Annotated in this window: 17 protein-coding genes; 11 read left to right on the top strand and 6 right to left on the bottom strand. The window is 68.9% G+C overall.

Annotation, left to right across the window (positions count from 1 at the left end; translation table 11 throughout):
- Positions 1-145: 145 nt before the first annotated feature.
- The 3 genes from AC0685_RS29720 to AC0685_RS29730 all read right to left on the bottom strand — a co-directional run bounded on the left by AC0685_RS29720 (position 146) and on the right by AC0685_RS29730 (position 4,616).
- On the bottom strand, positions 146-2,533 hold the full coding sequence (locus AC0685_RS29720) for a GH92 family glycosyl hydrolase (RefSeq protein ID WP_478228528.1): 2,388 nt from the start codon (positions 2,531-2,533) through the stop codon (positions 146-148).
- A gap of 105 nt (positions 2,534-2,638) precedes the next feature.
- The gene (locus tag AC0685_RS29725) at positions 2,639-3,928 is read right to left on the bottom strand and encodes a flavin monoamine oxidase family protein (RefSeq protein ID WP_478228529.1); all 1,290 of its coding nucleotides are present in this window, start codon (positions 3,926-3,928) and stop codon (positions 2,639-2,641) included.
- An 82-nt stretch (positions 3,929-4,010) separates the two neighbouring features.
- Complete coding sequence (locus tag AC0685_RS29730) at positions 4,011-4,616, bottom strand: TetR/AcrR family transcriptional regulator (protein ID WP_478228530.1); 606 nt, start codon at positions 4,614-4,616, stop codon at positions 4,011-4,013.
- Positions 4,617-4,822: 206 nt separating this feature from the next.
- Between AC0685_RS29730 and AC0685_RS29735 the strand changes: the two genes are divergently transcribed.
- From AC0685_RS29735 to AC0685_RS29755, 5 genes are read left to right on the top strand one after another with little or no spacing between them, the layout of a single operon-like run.
- Positions 4,823-5,809, top strand: a complete 987-nt coding sequence (locus AC0685_RS29735; protein ID WP_478228531.1) for a LacI family DNA-binding transcriptional regulator — start codon at positions 4,823-4,825, stop codon at positions 5,807-5,809.
- Complete coding sequence (locus tag AC0685_RS29740) at positions 5,806-6,861, top strand: class I mannose-6-phosphate isomerase (RefSeq protein ID WP_478228532.1); 1,056 nt, start codon at positions 5,806-5,808, stop codon at positions 6,859-6,861. The genes AC0685_RS29735 and AC0685_RS29740 overlap by 4 nt, the downstream gene beginning before the upstream one ends.
- A complete protein-coding gene (locus AC0685_RS29745) occupies positions 6,858-7,622 on the top strand; it encodes an ATP-binding cassette domain-containing protein (RefSeq protein ID WP_478228533.1) in 765 nt (254 codons plus the stop codon). Before AC0685_RS29740 ends, AC0685_RS29745 begins: the two co-directional genes overlap by 4 nt.
- Entirely contained in the window at positions 7,619-8,680 is a 1,062-nt protein-coding gene (locus AC0685_RS29750; protein ID WP_073848166.1) for an ABC transporter permease, read from the top strand. Before AC0685_RS29745 ends, AC0685_RS29750 begins: the two co-directional genes overlap by 4 nt.
- 31 nt (positions 8,681-8,711) lie before the next feature.
- Positions 8,712-9,701, top strand: a complete 990-nt coding sequence (locus AC0685_RS29755; RefSeq protein ID WP_478228534.1) for an ABC transporter substrate-binding protein — start codon at positions 8,712-8,714, stop codon at positions 9,699-9,701.
- Between the two features lie 80 nt (positions 9,702-9,781).
- On the opposite strand, the gene AC0685_RS29760 is transcribed toward AC0685_RS29755, so the two are convergent.
- Entirely contained in the window at positions 9,782-10,261 is a 480-nt protein-coding gene (locus tag AC0685_RS29760) for a hypothetical protein (RefSeq protein WP_478228535.1), read from the bottom strand.
- A gap of 71 nt (positions 10,262-10,332) precedes the next feature.
- Here AC0685_RS29760 and AC0685_RS29765 point away from each other — a divergent pair, with 71 nt between their 5' ends.
- The 6 genes from AC0685_RS29765 to AC0685_RS29790 all read left to right on the top strand — a co-directional run bounded on the left by AC0685_RS29765 (position 10,333) and on the right by AC0685_RS29790 (position 16,257).
- Positions 10,333-11,379, top strand: coding sequence for a sensor histidine kinase (locus AC0685_RS29765; RefSeq protein ID WP_478228536.1), 1,047 nt, complete (start codon positions 10,333-10,335; stop codon positions 11,377-11,379).
- Positions 11,376-12,146: a LytR/AlgR family response regulator transcription factor gene (locus tag AC0685_RS29770; RefSeq protein ID WP_340683590.1), complete on the top strand. Its 771-nt coding sequence runs from the start codon at positions 11,376-11,378 to the stop codon at positions 12,144-12,146. Before AC0685_RS29765 ends, AC0685_RS29770 begins: the two co-directional genes overlap by 4 nt.
- Positions 12,143-12,490 (top strand): hypothetical protein, encoded by a 348-nt coding sequence (locus AC0685_RS29775; RefSeq protein WP_478228537.1) that lies wholly within the window; start codon positions 12,143-12,145, stop codon positions 12,488-12,490. Before AC0685_RS29770 ends, AC0685_RS29775 begins: the two co-directional genes overlap by 4 nt.
- On the top strand, positions 12,490-14,223 hold the full coding sequence (locus tag AC0685_RS29780; RefSeq protein WP_478228538.1) for a sodium/solute symporter: 1,734 nt from the start codon (positions 12,490-12,492) through the stop codon (positions 14,221-14,223). The genes AC0685_RS29775 and AC0685_RS29780 overlap by 1 nt, the downstream gene beginning before the upstream one ends.
- A 67-nt stretch (positions 14,224-14,290) precedes the next feature.
- The gene (locus AC0685_RS29785; RefSeq protein ID WP_340683592.1) at positions 14,291-14,632 is read left to right on the top strand and encodes a DUF485 domain-containing protein; all 342 of its coding nucleotides are present in this window, start codon (positions 14,291-14,293) and stop codon (positions 14,630-14,632) included.
- Complete coding sequence (locus tag AC0685_RS29790) at positions 14,629-16,257, top strand: solute symporter family protein (protein ID WP_478228539.1); 1,629 nt, start codon at positions 14,629-14,631, stop codon at positions 16,255-16,257. The genes AC0685_RS29785 and AC0685_RS29790 overlap by 4 nt, the downstream gene beginning before the upstream one ends.
- Before the next feature lie 58 nt (positions 16,258-16,315).
- On the opposite strand, the gene AC0685_RS29795 is transcribed toward AC0685_RS29790, so the two are convergent.
- Positions 16,316-17,059, bottom strand: coding sequence for an isocitrate lyase/PEP mutase family protein (locus AC0685_RS29795; protein WP_478228540.1), 744 nt, complete (start codon positions 17,057-17,059; stop codon positions 16,316-16,318).
- A complete protein-coding gene (locus AC0685_RS29800; protein WP_007031709.1) occupies positions 17,056-17,520 on the bottom strand; it encodes a carboxymuconolactone decarboxylase family protein in 465 nt (154 codons plus the stop codon). The genes AC0685_RS29795 and AC0685_RS29800 overlap by 4 nt, the downstream gene beginning before the upstream one ends.
- Between the last annotated feature and the right edge of the window lie 2 nt (positions 17,521-17,522).

Consider the following 17,522-nt stretch of genomic DNA (forward strand, 5'->3'; position numbering starts at 1 on the left):
ACTGTCCAAGGCGGACTCGCCAAGAACGTCAACAGCGCTGTCGGACGTGGTAATACCAGTGTGAGGCGTGACGACGCTCACCGGAACACCGGGGGCCGTGATGCTCCTCACGACCCCCGGTACGAACCGGTCTAAACCACTCGGATCACCCGGCGCAGGGCGATTCCGGGGCACCTTCGGGACCGGTCGCCCACGTCGCCTTCGACGGGTCGTCCGTGAGCTTGAAGTCCAAAGTGGTCCCTCGCGTCAACTGTTCCAACCCGACATACGCCCGCTGCGAACCGGCTCCCAGTCCTTGGACGTACTGGAGCTTCGACCCGTCGGCGCCGTCGGCCTTGATGGTGATGTCACGGCCGTTCTCCAGACGCACCAAGGACTTCTCGAACCGCGGCGCGTTGAGCACGAACTGCCCGGTGCCCGGCACCGCCGGATACAGCCCCAACGCGCTGAAGACGTACCACGCGGACATGGTCCCGAGGTCGTCGTTGCCGGTGACACCGTTGGGCGCGTTGGTGAACAGCGTGTGCGCGGCGCGAACGACAGCCGAGGTCTTCCACGGCTGCCCGGTCAGCGTGTACATCCAGGGCGAGTGCAGATCCGGCTCGTTGTTCGGGTTGTAGCGGAACTGGTTGTAGTAGTTGTACGGGCCGACGACCCATTCCTCGCGCACGGTCTTCGCCGGGTCCTTGACCAGATCCCCGTAGGCGAAGAAGTCGTCGAGCCGCTCGCCGACGTTCTCCTTGCCGCCCATGCGCTCGACGAGTCCGGGGACGTCCTGCTGGGTCAGCCACTGGTACTGCCACGACGTGCCCTCGTGGAAGCCGTCCTGGCTTTGCGGGTCGAACGGCTTGCCCGCCGGGCTGAACCATTCGCCGCCCTCGACTTTGGGCCGGTAGAACCCCGTGAAGCCGCGGTCGGTCACCGAGGAGTCCCACAGTGTGCGATAGCTGCGCCCCTTCTCCGCCAAGGCCTTCGCGTCTTCCTGCTTGCCGAGACCGGCGGCCATGATCGACAGCGAGCAGTCCGCGAGCGCGTATTCCAGCGTGGCCGAAGCGCCGTGGTTCGGGTCGGTGTCCTGACCCTTCTTCGGGAAGTCCTTGTCGTACTGGACGAACCCGTCCTTCTGGTAGCTCGCGTTCCCCGAGCGGCCCTGGAACGGCGACGACGCGGGCGGGATCTCCCGCGAGTTCTGCAGAAGCGCCTGGTAGGCCTTGAATTCCTGGCCGGACAGCGCACCGAACCGCCACAGGTCGACCAGGAACGGGGTGACCGGATCGCCGGTCATCGTGTTCGTCTCCTGGTTCGCGTACGCCCAGCGCGGCAACCAGCCGCCCTGGTCGTGGATGGCGAGCACGGATTTCGCGACGTCCTTCGCGCGCGCCGGCCGCAAAAGCGCGAGCAACTGGTTCTGCGTGCGGTAGGTGTCCCACAGCGAGAAGAACTCGTAGTACGTCCAGCCCAGCGCGCGGTGGATCTTGTCGTCGAACCCACGGTAACGGCCGTCGGCGTCGTTGCCGGTCAACGGCTGCAGGAGCGCGTGGTACAGCGAGGTGTAGAACACCGTGCGGTCGTCCTTCGTACCGCCCTTGATGTCCACTGAGGACAGTTCCTTGCGCCAGGCGCGCTGTGCGCCGTCCCGGACCGCGTCGAACGAACGCCCCTTCTCCGAGGCCAGGTTGAGCTTCGCGCCGGAAGCGTCCACATGGGAGATCGCCGTCGTCGCGGTGACCTGCCCGCCGCCGAAGGTCAGCCACGCGCCACGCAGCCCTTCACCACCGGCGGACTCCTTCGAGCCCGGGGTACCGCCCGTCGGCGACCAGGTACCGAAGGACTTGAACGGCTTGTCGAACGTCGTGGTGAACCAGGTCTTGTACGGTTTACCGCCGCAGAACGCCTGCGACTCCACCATGCCCTCGACCGTCCGATCGCCGACGACGCGGATCTGGCTCGCCGTCACGGGTTCCTTGTCGTTGGCCTGCCCGACGTTGACGAAGACGTTCGCGTCGCCGGACTTCGCGAAGGTGTACCGCTCGACGCCGGTCCGCGTGGTCGCGGTGGTCTCCGCGTCGACGCCGCCGTAGCCGGTGAGCCGCACCTTGTAGTAGCCGGGCTTCCCGACCTCGCCCTCGTGCGTGTACGGCGAGGCGTACTTCCTGTGGTCGAACGTCTCGGGTTTCGTGGTGTCGAACGCCGCGCCGGGCCCGACCGCGCCGGTGGTGGGCAGGGTCGACACGAGACCGCCCTGTTCCCAGCAGCCCGCGCCGGACAGGAAGAAATGCCCGAAGCCGCGGATCGCGGTGTCGTCGTAGCGGTAGCCGGCGTAATGCGAGGAAATCGGGCTGACCTGCGTCATCCCGAAAGGCGCCGAAGCGCCGGGGAAGGTGTTGCCGTCGTCCTTGGTGCCGATGAAGGTGTTGACCGCGTCCACGGAGTCGCCACCGGGCGCCGCCGCCGCGGCGGGCGTGACCAGCCCGGCGGGGACGACGAGCGCGGTGAGCAATCCGGCGACGCGGATCGAAGTACGTGCGGGCATGGGAAAGGCCGCCTCCTGACAACGTTGTCGCTGCCTGTTCACCTTCGACAAGAACAGACCAGTTGGTCAAGAGGGCCGCCAAACCCTGTCCATTTCGGGACAAGCTCACCTGAGCGCTTCGGCCACCTCTCGCGCCGCGCGTTCGCCGGCCTCGATGGCGCCGTCGAGGTAACCGGGGTGCTCGCGGGCGGTTTCCGAACCCGCCCAGTGCACATGCCCGGCCGGAGCCGACGGAAGCGGCGGGAAACCTTCGGTCGTGCCCGGCACGGGAAGCGCGGTGTAACCACCACCGACGTGCTCGTCGAGATGCCACGCCTTTTCGTGCCAGCCCACGGGTTCGAGCACGGCGGAGCCGAGATGCGGGACCAGCGGCCCGAGCAGCGCGTCACGGCGGGCAGCGGTGTCCAGTTCGTCGAGCCGCCGCGCCCGGGGTCCGCCGACCAGCACGCACAGGTGTCCGGGCCCGCCGGGGGCGGTCGTGTCGAACACCGTGTGTCCGACACCGTCCAGGACGAGGAACTCCCCGTTCGAGCGCTCCCGCCAGAACGGCCGCTCGTAGACGGCGATCGCCTTGTGCACCGTCCCCATGTACGAGTTCTTTTCCAGATCGAGCCGCTGTCGCGGAAGCGTGGGCTCGTGCGCGATCCGGGCGGCGACCGGCGGTGGCACGGCGATGACGACCTTCGCTGCCCGCAGGGTGTCCGTCCCGGTCCGCACGGTGACCCCGTCGACGTCACGGTCGATCGAGGTGACCGCCGCCCCGGTCCGCACCCGTGAGCCGAGTTCGGCGGCGAGACCGTCGACGAGCGCCCCCATGCTCTCGGCGAGCAAGGCCTCCTGCGCCCCGCCTGCCGTCGACAGCATGGTCCGCAATCCGCCCTGCGCGCGGATCATCCTGGTCATCGCTTCGACGGAGAACCGGTCGAGGTCGGCGGTCCACGACACCGCGGCCACCGCCTCCAGCAACCCGCGGGCCCGGCGGCCCGGCACCGCGCGCAGCACCGATCCCAGCGTCGTGCGGTTCCACCGCTTCGGCGTGCCCGTCCGGGCCAGCACGCCCGCCGCGGCAAGCGCGAGACCGGCGGGCAGCAGAGCGGGCGACCAGGGCGGCACCCGCTTGCCCGCCTCGATCAACCCGGGAAGCGTTCCGGTGCGCATGGGGAACTCGGTGGCGCCGAATTCGGCCGCCAGCGCCCTGACCCGGTGATGGTCGGCCCCGATCCACTGCCCGCCGAGGTCGAGCCGGGAACCCAGTACGGTCGTCTCGCCAAGGACCCGTCCGCCGATCCGGCCCGCGGCCTCCAGTACGACGACTTCGACGCCTCGCCGGTGCAGAGCGCGTGCCGCCACCAGCCCCGACAAACCGGCACCGATGACCACGACAGTCGTGTCCATTTGTCAACCTCCGCAATTCAGTCAGTCGTATGACTTGACCTTAAAGCAGCTTACGGCGACCCGCAACGATGCCGGTCAGACCTCAGACAGGCCGGATGTCCGCCGAGGCGATGAGCATCCCGATGACGGTTTCGAGGTCGGCGCGAGCACGCTCTTCGTCGGGTTCGCAGACGTACTGCACGATGAGCCCGTCGACGCCGGCGAGCATGACCCTGGCGAGCCGCTCGTAGGGCAGCGCGCACTGCTCGCCCGCGTTGACGGCCGCCTCCCGGCACCAGTCGGTCAGCACCGTGACGTAGCGCCGGTACTGCCAGCTCGCCATGCTTTCCTGCCCCGGCTTGCGGAGCGCGTAATGGAGCAGTTCGCCCTGCATCAGCTGCAGCTTGACGTGATCGGCGACCAGCTCGGACCAGAAGCTCGTCAGCCCCTGGCGGATCGCGTGCGCCAGCCCCCGGTCGAGTTCGACCGTCCCGGTCAGCACGGTCGAGATCTCCTCGACCACGTCCTCGATCACGGCCCGCAGCAGCGCTTCCTTGCTGGAGAAGACGTACTGCAACGTGCCGAGCGGGACGTCGGCTTCGGCCGCGACCGCCCGCAAGGTCGTCGCGGCGACGCCGTCGCGCTGCATCACTTCGCGGGCGGCGGCGACGAACTGCCTGCTGCGCACCGACGCTTCGACATACGGCATTCCGCACTCCCCTCGATCGGACAAGACCCTGCCACAGCGGGGCACGAAGCCCCGGCCCGCGTAACGGTTCGACTTCGGAAGGCGCCTCCAGGACGAACCGGGCATTGACATCACCGCGCCGCTGGCGTTCAATTCCCGCCACTATGACAACGTTGTCTTCCAGCGGACCGGACAACGGCCACCGCACTACCGGCCGACGGGCCACGATGAGTGACGTGGCCCGGCTCGCGGGCGTGAGCATCAAAACCGTCTCGCGAGTGGTGAACGACGAGCCCGCCGTCCATCCGGACACCGCGGAGCGCGTCATGGCGGCGATCGAGCAGCTCGGGTTCCGGCGCAATCTCGGCGCGCGGAACCTGCGGCGCGGCTCGACGACCGGGACGATCGGCCTGATCGTCGAGGATGTCGGAAACCCCTTCTACTCCGAGCTCAACCGGGCCGTCGAACGTATCGCGACCTCGTTCGGCCGCCAGGTACTGACCGGTTCGTCGGAGGAGAACTCCGACCGCGAACGCGAACTGGTCCTGGAGTTCTGCTCCCGTCGCGTCGACGGCATCCTCGTCGTCCCGGCCGGGATGCAGCACGGCTACCTGGTCCCCGAGATGCGCGCGGGCACGCCCGTGGTGTTCCTCGACCGGCCCGCCGGCGACATAGTGGCCGACACGGTGCTGGTCGACAACATCGGCGGCACCGTCGAAGCGGTCGCCCACCTCGCGAAACACGGCCACCGCCGGATCGCGTTCCTCGCCGACAGCCCGGACATCTTCACCGCGGGCGAACGGCTGCGCGGCTTCCGCGAAGGCTGTGTCCGCAACGGGATCCCCTACGACGAGCACCTTGTCGTGATGCGTACGCCGACCGCCGAGAGCGTCGGCGACGCCGTACGGCGGCTGCTCACCGGGCCGAATCCGGCCACCGCCGTGATCGCGGGCAACAACCGGGTCGCCGTCCACCTGCTGCGCGCGCTGGCGCACGCGGAGCGGCGTCCCGCGATGATCAGCTTCGACGACTTCGAACTGGCGGATCTGCTGGATCCGCCGGTCTCCGTGATCGCGCACGACGTGAGCGCGTTGGGCCGGGCGGCCGCGGACCTGCTGTTCGCCCGGGTCCAGGGAGATCAATCCGCACCGAGAAAGGTAGTTCTGCCCGTGCACCTCGTAGCCCGCGGTTCCGGGGAGGTCGCCCCTTCATGAGCGGCCACCTCGAACCGATCCGCCTGCCGGCGAACCAGCCGCCGCAGTTCTACCGCGGCGGCGACGCCATCGCCGCGTTGCGGGGCGCCCCCTCGGAGTCGAAATTCGGCCCCGAAGACTGGGTCGGCTCGGCCACCACGATGTTCGGCCAGGAGACCAACGGCCTGACCAAGCTGCCCAGCGGGGTCTGGCTCCGCGACGCCGTCCGTGAGAACCCGTCCGCGTGGCTCGGCGCCAAGCACGTCGAGGCGCTCGGCGATTCGACCGGCCTGCTGGTGAAGCTGCTCGACGCGGGCCAGCGCCTGCCGGTGCACTTCCACCCGTCCGACTCGTTCGCGAGGCGGCACTTCGACTCGCACTTCGGCAAGACCGAGGCGTGGATCGTGGTCGGCACCTACGGCGACGACCCGCGCGTCTACCCGGGGTTCAAGGAGACCGTCGACAAGGCGACGGTCAACGAATGGGCCCGCACCCAGGACGCGCCCGCCATGCTCGGAGCGCTGAACAGCGTCGCGGTGACGCCCGGCGACACGGTGTACATCCCGGCGGGCCTGCCGCACGCGATCGGCGAAGGCGTCTTCGTCGTCGAGCTCCAGCAGCCGACCGACTTCTCGCTGACCCTGGAATGGCGGGACTTCCTGGCGAACCCGGAGAAGGCGCACCTCGGGATCGGCTTCGAGAGCGCCATCGAAACCCTGGACACCTCCGGCTGGGACGAAGAACGGCTCGGCTCGATCGTCAAGCGCACCGCAGCCGACGAAGCGTCCACTGTGGACCTCCTCGCCGACGGCAGTGACGCGTTCTTCCGCGCCGACCAGCTCCGTCCCGCCGTTTCCGGTAGGTCGACAACGTTGTCACTCGATCCGTCGTTCGCGGTGCTGGTCGTCATGGACGGTTCGGGCACGCTCCGCACCGAACACGGCGGCGAATACTTGCTGCGCAAGGGCGAGACGTACGTGGTCCCGCACGACGCCGGACAGTCCACTGTGGAGGGGGAGGTCACCGTCATCCGCTGCCGTCCGCCCGCACCCGAGAAGAGGGAGCGATCGTGAGCGAACTCCTGCTCGACGCACAGAACCTGGTCAAACGCTACGGCTCGGTGGAGGCGCTGCGCGGCGCGTCGTTCCAGGCGCGGGCCGGTGAGGTCACCGCGCTGATCGGCGACAACGGCGCCGGGAAGTCCACTTTGGTCAAATGTCTGTCCGGCGCGGAACAGCCGACGTCGGGCAGCATCCTGCTCGACGGTGCCGAAGTGGTGCTGGACTCCCCCACCACGGCACGGCGGATGGGGATCGAGACGGTGTACCAGGACCTCGCGGTCGCACCGGAACTCGACCCGGCCGCGAACCTGTTCCTGGGCAGGGAGATCCACCGCAAGGGGATCCTCGGCAAGCTCGGGATGCTGGACAAGAAGGAGATGAAGCGCCAGGCCGTCGAGGAGTTCCAGCGGCTCGGCGTGACCCTGCAGAGCACCGACGTCCCGATCGGCTCGCTTTCGGGCGGGCAGCGGCAAAGTGTCGCCGTCGCGCGGTCGGTCGTCTGGGCGTCGAAGGTCGTGTTCATGGACGAGCCGACGGCCGCGCTCGGCGTCGTGCAGCGCGAACGCGTGCTCGACGTGATCAAGAAGGTGCGGGACAAGGGCATCGCCGTCGTGCTGATCAGCCACAACATGCCCGAGGTGCTGTCGGTGGCCGACCGCGTCGAGGTGCTGCGGCTCGGCAAACGCGTCGCCCGGTTCACCGGCGCCGACACGAAACTGGAAGACCTGGTCGCCGCGATGACGGGCGCCCTCGTACAAGAGGAGGCGGCGTGACCGTGTCCACTCCGACGAAGAACGGCCCCGAGATCCAGACCTCGGTGGACGGTGGTTTCGGCAAACGATCGATCGGTCAGCGGTTGATCGGGGCGAACACGTTCTGGATCGCGCTGGTGCTGCTGGCGCTGATCATCGTGTTCACCGCGATCGCGCCCGCCGAGTTCGCGACGCTGTTCACCTTCCAGACCCTGCTCATCGAGACCTCGGTGCTGCTGGTGCTCTCGGTCGGCATGACGTTCGTGATCATCACCTCCGGTATCGACCTCTCGGTCGGTTCGGTGCTGATCTTCGCGGGCATGGTGGCGGGCAAGACGATGGAGGCGCTCAGCCCGGACGGCGACGCGACGAAGGCCGGATGGGGCGTCATCACCGCCGGACTCGTGGCGGCCGTCGTCGCGGGGACGATCTGGGGGCTCATCAACGGGTTCCTGATCGCGGTGGCGAACATCCCGCCGCTGATCGTCACGCTCGGCACGATGGGTGCCGCGCTCGGCGCCGCGTACCTGCTGAACAACGGGTCCGACGTGCGCAGCGTCCCGACCGAGCTCAACAAGACGCTCGGCTACGGGACGTCGTTCGGCGGCGTGCCGAATCTGGTGCTGGTGGCCGTGGTCATCACGCTGATCGGCGCCTGGCTGTTGCACACCACCAAATTCGGCCGCTACACCTACGCCGTCGGCTCCAACGCCGAGGGCGCGCGCCGAGCGGGCATCGGGGTGACCGCGCACCTGCTGAAGGTGTACACGCTCACCGGTTTCCTCGCCGGTGTCGCCGGTTTCCTCTCGCTGGCGTACTACGCGTCGACGACCATTTCGGCGCACACCACCGACAACCTCAACGCCATCGCCGCCACGGTGATGGGCGGGACGAGCCTCTTCGGCGGTGTCGGTTCGGTGCTGGGCACGGTGATCGGCGTGTTCATCCCTGCCGTGCTGAAGAAGGGCTTCAACATCACGCAGGTCCAGGACTTCTGGCAGATGATCGCGGTCGGCGCGGTGCTGATCGCCGCGGTCTGGTTCGACCAGCGGCGCCGTCGTCGCCGCAACTCTCGTTAGTTCTCCCTACGCACAAAGAGGTGCATTCCCCATGAAGAAGACCCTGCTCGCCGCCGGTGCCGCCGTTTCCGCGGCCCTCCTGCTCACCGCGTGCGGCGGTGGCACCGTCGGCGAGGCGCCGTCGGGCGATTCCGGCGCCAAGACCAACAACAAGAAGCTGTCGCTCATCCCGGGCGTGCAGGCCGAGCCGTTCTACATCTCGATGCAGTGCGGCGCCGAGGCCGAGGCCAAGAAGGCGGGCTACGAGCTCACCACGCAGGCCCCGCAGAAATTCGACGCGGCCATGCAGACCCAGCTGGTCAACGCGCTGGGCTCCAACCCGCCCGCCGCCCTGCTCATCGCGCCGACCGACGCGCAGGCGATGCTCGCGCCGATCCAGCAGGTCAAGAACCGCGGCGCGAAGATCATCGAGGTCGACACCGCGCTGAAGGACACCAGTGTGGCCGAGTCGTCGATCTCCTCGGACAACGCCGAGGGCGGCAAGCTCGCCGCGAAGACCATGGCGGAGCTGGCCGCGGGCAAGACCGGGTCGGTGCTGGTTCTCGACACCATCGCGGGCACCTCGACCACGAACACCCGCGCGAAGGGTTTCGAGGACGAGCTGAAGAACCACCCGAACCTGAAGTCGGCGGGCGTGCAGTTCACCCAGAACGAGCCCGACCAGGCCGCGTCCAAGGTGACCGCCGCGCTGGCCTCCACCCCGGACCTGATCGGCATCTTCGCGACCAACCTCAACACCGGTGAGGGCGCCGCGACCGGCCTGCGGAACGCGGGCAAGATCGGCGCGGTCAACCTGATCGGCTTCGACGCTTCGCCGTCGGAGATCGAGGGCCTGAAGAAGGGCGAGTACCAGGGCCTCATCGCGCAGGACCCGGCCGCCATCGGGCAGCAGGGTGTGCAGCAGGCCATCGCGGCACTGGAGGGCAAGCCGGTGACGCGCAATCTGACCGCTTCGCTGCACTCCATCACCAAGGCGAACATGGACGCGAACGCTCAGTACTTCTACAAGCAGAGCTGCTGACGCGCCTCGGTACTGCAATGAAAGGTCCTTTCCTTGCAAATTTCGCAAGGAAAGGACCTTTCATAGCGTTCGGGGGGCGCTCACTCGGCGAACTCGACCACCCCAGCGGGTGCGAAGAGCGTGAGACCCGCGTACAGCCGGGCGCCACCGCCAAGGTGACCCAGCGCGTACGCGTACTCGCCGTCCTCAAGCAACACTTCGGGCCCCGAGCCGGTCCAGTCGAGCCGGTAGTGCCACCAGTGCATCCACCGCCCCACGCGGCGCTTCTCCCGCCACACCCGCAGCCGCGTCACTTCGATCCACCGGACCTCGAACACACCCGGGACCGCGAACCCCGCGGCGGAAATCGCCAACGAGCCCGCCGAGCGCCGCAGGGCGAGCAGGATCAGCCCGGCGAAGGCCACGCTGAGCAGGCCGAACACCACCCCGGAAACCGAGCCGGAGAACAACGCCCGAACGACGGCCACCAGGCCGCCCCCGCCGAACACCACGAACCCCGCCCACGCGAACCGGCGCATCACGACGTCCAGCCGGAGCACCACCGCATCCCCAGTGACCATGCCCGGAGCGTAACCGCCGAATCCACGCAGCGACGTTAGGATCTAGGCCCCGACGTCGCGGAGGAGGCCGGATGACCACCCGTCTGCCCTGGCGTCCCGCCGCGAGCGCGGATCCGGTGCCGGTGCTCGCCGCCGCCCAGCGTGTCTCCGACGATCTCATGGACGGCCTGGCCGGGCCCCGCGCCCGCCACGCGGCGCACGGCCTCCGGCGGCTGTTCGGCGTCCCCGGCCTCGGGTTGACCGACCTCTCCGGCTCGCTGATCTGGTCGGGCAGACCGGCCGCCGACGACGTCGTGATCGCGGCGCTCGACGAGGTCCTCCACTCCGAGACGCCGGTGTCCGAGCCCGGGCTATTGGCGCTGCCGCTCCACGTCCACGACGAACTGGCCGGCGTCCTCCTGGTCGCCGATGGCAAGAACGCCCTCGCCCGGCAGGCCGCCGAGCTCGTCGTCCACGCGCTCGAACGCGGCAGGCTGGAAGCCTCCGCCGAGCAGGCCGCGGAGGCCGAACTGCGCGCGCTGCGGGCCGAGATCTCACCGCATTTCGTCTACAACGCGCTCACCGTGATCTCCTCGCTGGTCCGCTCCGACCCGGATCGCGCCCGCGACCTGATGCTCGACTTCGCCGAGTACACGCGCTACAGCCTCGCCAGGCACGGCGAGTACACGATGGTCGCCGAAGAGTTCCGCGCCATCGAGACGTACCTGGCGTTGCAGCGCGCCGTGCTCGGCGAACGGCTGCGGGTGCAGGTGCGCGTCGCGCCGGAGGTGCTGGCCGTCGCCGTGCCGTACCTCGTGCTGGAACCGCTGGTGGAGAACGCGATCCGGCACGGGATCGAGCCACGCGCCGAGGCGGGGTTCATCCAGGTTCAGGGAATGGCGGAAGGGAACGACTGCGTGATCAGCGTCGAGGACGACGGTGTCGGCATGGACCCCGCACGCGCGGCGGCGATCCTGGCCGGGCGCGGCGACGACGGCGGCGTCGGACTGGCCAATGTGGACAGAAGGCTGCGCAGCGTCTACGGCCCGTGGTACGGACTGACGGTCGAGACCGAGACCGGCGCGGGCACCAGGGTCGTGGTGCGCGTGCCCCGTTTCCAGCCGGGGGTGCTGCCGTGACGAACGGGCTGCGGGTGCTGGCGGTCGACGACGTCCCGCCCGCCCTCGACGAGCTGTGCAGCTTGCTGCGCGAGGCACCGGAAGTCGCCGAGGTGGTCGCCGCCGGTGACGCCGTCAACGCGCTCAAACTTTTGCAGGGCAGTCATTTCGATGCCGTCTTCCTCGACATCTCCATGCCCGGCCTCGACGGGCTCGAGCTCGCCTCGCTGCTGGCGCGGCTCAGCGAACCACCGGTGATCGTGTTCGTCACCGCGCATGACGGGCACGCCGTGGCCGCGTACGGGATCGGCGCGGTCGACTACCTGCTCAAACCGGTCCGCGCGGAACGGCTGTCCGCCGCACTGTCCAAAGTGGTCCGGATGGCGGGCAACCAGCCCGACGAGCCGAAACCCGCGCCGGACGCGATGTCCGCGCTGCCGGTGGAATCCGGCGGGCGCACGCGGTACGTCCGCCGCGACGACGTCCAGTTCGTCGAGGCGCACGGCGACTATGTCCGGCTGCACACGAAATCCGGCGTCCACGTCACGCGGATGCCCATCTCCCGGCTCGAAGAGTATTGGGAGGGAACGGGATTCACCCGCGTGCACCGGGGTTTCCTGCTCGCCGTGGACGCCGTGCTCGAACTGCGCAGCGACACGACCGGCGGGCTGTTGGCGCATACCGAAGCGGGTGACGTGCCGGTGAGCCGCCGCCACGCGCGCGACCTGCGCGACCGGCTGCTCGCCGCCGCGCAGCGCGGCGAACTGGGCCGGGGAAGCCGCTCGTGAGCCGTGTCAAACGGGTCGCCGTCACCAGCCCGCAGACCCGGCTCGCGCATTCGCGGCGCCGTTCGCGCGGACGTTGGCGGGTTCCCCGGCTGGCAGCGAGTGACGCCGAACGCGCGGACGCGCTCTACCGGGCCCAGCGCCGCCGAGGGATTCCCGCGCTGGCCGGGATGTTCGGGCTGGTGTTCGGGCTCCCCCTGGTGTTCGGGGTGTTCCCCGGGCTGGATTCGGTGCGGCTGCTGGGTATCCCGCTGTCCTGGCTGATGATCGCGATCCTCCCGTACCCGGCGATGGCGCTGCTGTCGTGGTGGCAGTTGCGCCGGGCGGAAAAGATCGAGGACGAGTAGTGGTCACCGCGCTCTCGGTGGCCCCCGTCGTGCTGATCACCCTGCTGATCGGGTTGCGCGGGGTCGCGGCCATGCGCACGACGTCGGATTTCCTCGTCGCCTCGCGCCGGATCTCGCCGCTGGTCAACTCCGCCGCGGTCTCCGGCGAATACCTGTCCGCGGCGTCGTTCCTCGGCGTCGCGGGCCTGGTGGTGAAGGACGGCATCGGCGCGCTCTGGTACCCGGTCGGATTCACCGCCGGATACATCGCGATGCTCGTGCTCGTCGCGGCGCCGATGCGGCGCTCCGGCGCGCTCACCGTCCCGGACTTCGCCGAGGCGCGGCTCGCTTCCCCCGCACTGCGCCGTCTGGCCGCCGTCGTCGTCCTCGTGATCGGAACCCTTTACCTGGTCCCGCAGTTCCGCACCGCGGGGCTCGTGCTGACCGCCGTCGGCGGCACGCCGTACTGGGTCGGCGTCGTCATCGCGGGCACCGCCGTCAGCGCGACACTGGCACTCGGCGGCATGCGCGCGGCGACCTACGTCCAGGCGTTCCAGTTCGTGCTGAAACTGCTGCTGTTCATCATCCCCGCGATCTGGCTGGTCTCCCAGGTCTCCCCGGAGGAACGGTCGGCTTCGGTGCACCCGGTGGAATTCACCCACTTCGCCCGCGACACCCAGCTGTCCTTCGAGATCGACGTGACGCTGACCCTGCGCGAGCCGACCACCCTGCTCACCCCGGAAAAGCACGTGGTGCCGCCGGGAGAACTGGTGGCCAGGAGCGGGGAAACGCTGGAATTCGCCGAGGGCACGCCGGTTCCCGCCGTCCGGGGCGGTGCCCCGCTGGGCGGGCCGGACTGGCAACGGCCGCTGCTCGACCTCGGCGATCAGGGTTATCCGCTGCTCGGCACGTGGGCGATCCTGATCGCCACCATGCTCGGCACCATGGGCCTGCCGCACGTCCTGATGCGCTTCCACACCAGCCCGGACGGCCGCGCCGCCCGCCGGACCGCGGCGATCACCGTCGCCCTGCTCGGCGTCTTCTACCTGTTCCCAGGGGTTTACGGCGTCTTCGGCCGCGTGCTGGTGCCCGAGCTGTACGTCTCGGGCGCGACGGACACGGTCGTCGTCGCGCTGCCGGCGCAGATCGACGACGGCTGGGCGGGGTCGTTGTTCACCGGATTGCTGACGGCGGGCGCGTTCGCGGCTTTCCTGGCGACGTCGCTCGGGCTGCTGCTGGTGATCTCCGGCGCGGTCGCGCACGACCTGGCGCCCGGCGGCCTGCGGAGACTGCGCTGGTCGGTGCTCGGGGCGGCGGCGGTGATGGTCCTGCTCGCGCTGCCGTCGGCCAGATTGGACGCGGGCGTCCTCGTCACCTGGGGCTTCACCGTGGCCGCGTCCACGTTCTGCCCGTTGCTGGTGCTCGGCATCTGGTGGAACCGGCTGACCGCCGCGGGCGCGATCAGCGGCGTCCTCGCCGGGCTCGTCGCGTCTTCGGGCTCGATCCTCGTGGCCTTGTTCGTCCCCAGCCTGAGCGGTCTGCCCGCGATTCTCGTGTCGCAGCCCGCACCTTGGTCGGTTCCGCTGGCATTCGGAGTAATGATCGTGGTTTCCTGGCGGGGCAGGCCTCCCGCCTGGTCGACGGCCGCCATGCTGCGGCTGCACTTGGACGATCGCACAGCCGAAACCCCCTCGTCGTGGTCGGACTACCGTTCGTCGACCGTTCGTCGTCTCGGCAGACGTTTGAACCGCTGAAGGTTCCGGTCTCCTTGACCTCTCCTTAACGTGTCGCGGAACACATTCGCGGTGCGAGGAGAGCACGATGAGTACCGAAACGAACGCTCCCAGTCCGCCGGAAACGGACTGGGACAAAGCCCATGACAGCGCGGAGTTCAAGGAACTGCGGGCTCGGTTGCGCCGGTTCGTGTTCCCCGTCTCGGCGCTGTTCCTCCTCTGGTACCTGCTCTACGTGCTGCTCGCCGACTACGCGCACGGCTTCATGAGCACGAAGCTGGTCGGGAACATCAACGTCGGCCTCGTCTTCGGTCTGCTGCAGTTCGTTTCGACCTTCGTGATCACCGGGCTCTACGTCCGCTACGCGAACAAGAAACTCGACCCCATCGCGGAGAAGATCCGCACGGACATCGAGAGTGAGACCAAATGACCCTCGCCGCCGGAGTCGAGGGCAGCAGCCCCGTACTCAACATCACCATCTTCGGCCTGTTCGTGGTGGTCACGCTGTTCGTCGTGTTCCGGGCGAGCCGCAACACGAAGACGGCGTCGGACTACTACGCCGCCGGCCGCGCGTTCACCGGCCCGCAGAACGGCGTCGCCATCGCGGGTGACTACCTGTCCGCCGCGTCGTTCCTCGGGATCGCGGGCGCGATCGCCGTCTACGGCTACGACGGATTCCTTTACTCCATCGGCTTCCTGGTGGCGTGGCTGGTCGCGTTGCTGCTGGTCGCCGAACTCCTGCGCAACACCGGCAAGTTCACCATGGGCGACGTGCTGGCGTTCCGGATGAAGCAGCGCCCGGTGCGGGCCGCGGCGGCGACGTCCACGCTGGCCGTCTCGTTCTTCTACCTGCTGGCGCAGATGGCGGGGGCCGGTGGCCTCGTCGCGCTGCTGCTCGGGATCGAGAGCAAGGCCGGGCAGGCCGCGATCATCGTGATCGTCGGCATCATCATGATCGCCTACGTGCTCATCGGCGGGATGAAGGGCACCACCTGGGTCCAGATCATCAAGGCGGCGCTGCTCATCGCCGGCGCGCTGGCGATGACGCTGTGGGTGCTGGGCATGTACGGCTTCAACCTTTCCGCGCTGCTGCAGGGCGCGGTGGACAGGGCGGGCAGCGCCGGTGAAGCGCTGCTCGGGCCGGGTAACCAGTACGGCAAGACCGGTACGACGAAGCTCGACTTCCTGTCGCTGGGCATCGCTCTGGTCCTCGGTACCGCCGGCCTGCCGCACGTCTTGATGCGCTTCTACACCGTGCCGACCGCGAAGGAAGCCCGTCGTTCCGTGGTCTGGGCGATCGCACTGATCGGCGTCTTCTACCTGTTCACCCTGGTGCTCGGCTACGGCGCCGGCGCGCTGGTCGGCGCGGACAAGATCAAGGCCGCGCCGGGTGGCGTCAACTCGGCGGCACCGCTGCTGGCACTGGAACTCGGCGGGCCGGTCCTGCTGGGCCTGATCGCGGCGATCGCCTTCGCGACGATCCTCGCGGTGGTCGCGGGGCTGACGATCACCGCATCGGCGTCGTTCGCGCACGACGTCTACGCCAGCGTGATCAAGAAGGGCAAGGCGTCCCCGGATTCGGAGGTGAAGGTCGCCCGGATCACCGCGCTGGTGATCGGCGCGGTCGCGATCCTCGGCGGCATCCTCGCCAACGGGCAGAACATCGCGTTCCTCGTGGCGCTCGCGTTCGCGGTGGCGGCGTCGGCGAACCTGCCGACGATCCTGTACTCGCTGTTCTGGAAGCGGTTCAACACCCAGGGCGCGTTGTGGAGCATCTACGGCGGTCTCGCGGTCTGCGTCGTGCTGATCGTCTTCTCGCCGGCGGTCTCGGGTAAGCCCGTCGACCCGAAGACCGGGAAGAGCGCCTCGATGATCCAGGGCGTCGACTTCCACTGGTTCCCGCTGGACAACCCGGGCATCGTCTCGATCCCGGTCGCCTTCTTCCTCGGCTGGCTCGGGACCGTGCTGTCCAAGGAGCACAACCAGAAGAAGTACGCCGAGATGGAGGTCCGCTCGCTCACCGGTGCGGGCGCCGAGAAGGCGATCGCCCACTAGTCGCCGGGACGGTGCGGCCGGCATCCAACGCCCCCGGCCGCACCGCCCCGGTTCCCATTCAGTAAGGCAGCTTCCCCGCCGTCAGTTCGGCCAGCTTCGCGCGGAGATCGGCGCGGACCGACTTCCACAGCCCGGTGCCCAGCGAGATCCGCGCCACCCCCAGTGCGGTGAGCGCGGAGAGATCGGGGCCTCCTGGCATCGGAGCGGCGTTGACCGCTCCCGGCGCGACCGCCTTCACGAACTCGCCGAGCACCTCCGGCGACTTCACCAGGATCGGATAGACGCAGTCCGCCCCGGCCTCGAAGTACGCCTTGGCCCGCAGGATCGCGTCGTCCAGTGCCGCTCGTTCGTCGGACGCGCCGAGGAAGACGTCGACGCGGGCGTTGATCACCAGTGCGTCCCCGGCGGCCGCGCGCAACTCCGCGACCCGTTCCGCCTGCGCCTCGAGCGGGCGTACCCCACCTGAAGCGTGATCGGTGTCCTCGTAGTTGCAGCCGACGGCACCCGCCTCGGCCAGCCTCGCCGCGAGTTCTCCCGCTTCGAGCCCGTACCCGCCTTCCGCGTCCACGGTCACCGGAACCGAGACCGCACGCGCGATCCGCGCCGCCGCCGCGAACATCTCGGCGGCGGGCGCGTCCTCCCCGTCCTCGTACCCGAGGACCTTGGCCACGGCGAAGGAACTCGTCGCCACAACAGGGAACCCGGCGGCTTCCACGAGACGCGCGCTGTCGGCGTCCCACGCGTTCGGCAGGAGCAGCGGAGTACCCGCGACGTGCAGTTCCCGCAGCCGAGCCGCCGTCATTCGGCGCGCTCGGGCAGCGGCGCGTGGCTGGTCACGCACATCCGGTTCCAGCTGTTGATCGCGATGGCCTCCCAGACCACGGCGCGGTACTGCTCCTCGGTGAAGACGCGGGTGGCCTCTTCGTAGACGTCGTCCGGGACGTCGTGCAGGGTCGCCACGTTCGTGATCGCCTCGGTGAGCGCGAGCGCGGCGCGCTCCTGCTCGGTGAACAGTTCGGTCTCGCGCCAGCCCTGCAGCACGAACAGCCGCCGCGGCGACTCACCCATCTGCAGCGCGTCGTGTGAGTGCATGTCGAGGCAGAAGGCGCAGTGGTTGATCTGCGACGACCGCATCTTCACCAGTTCGAGGATCTTCTGGTCGACACCGGCGTTGGCGGCGGCCTTCTCGACTTCGGCCTGCAGTTTCGCCATGGCCTGGTAGATCTCGGGCACTCGCTTGCCCACATGGATTCGCTCGGTCATGC

The organism is Amycolatopsis sp. NPDC043889, assembly GCF_056435645.1.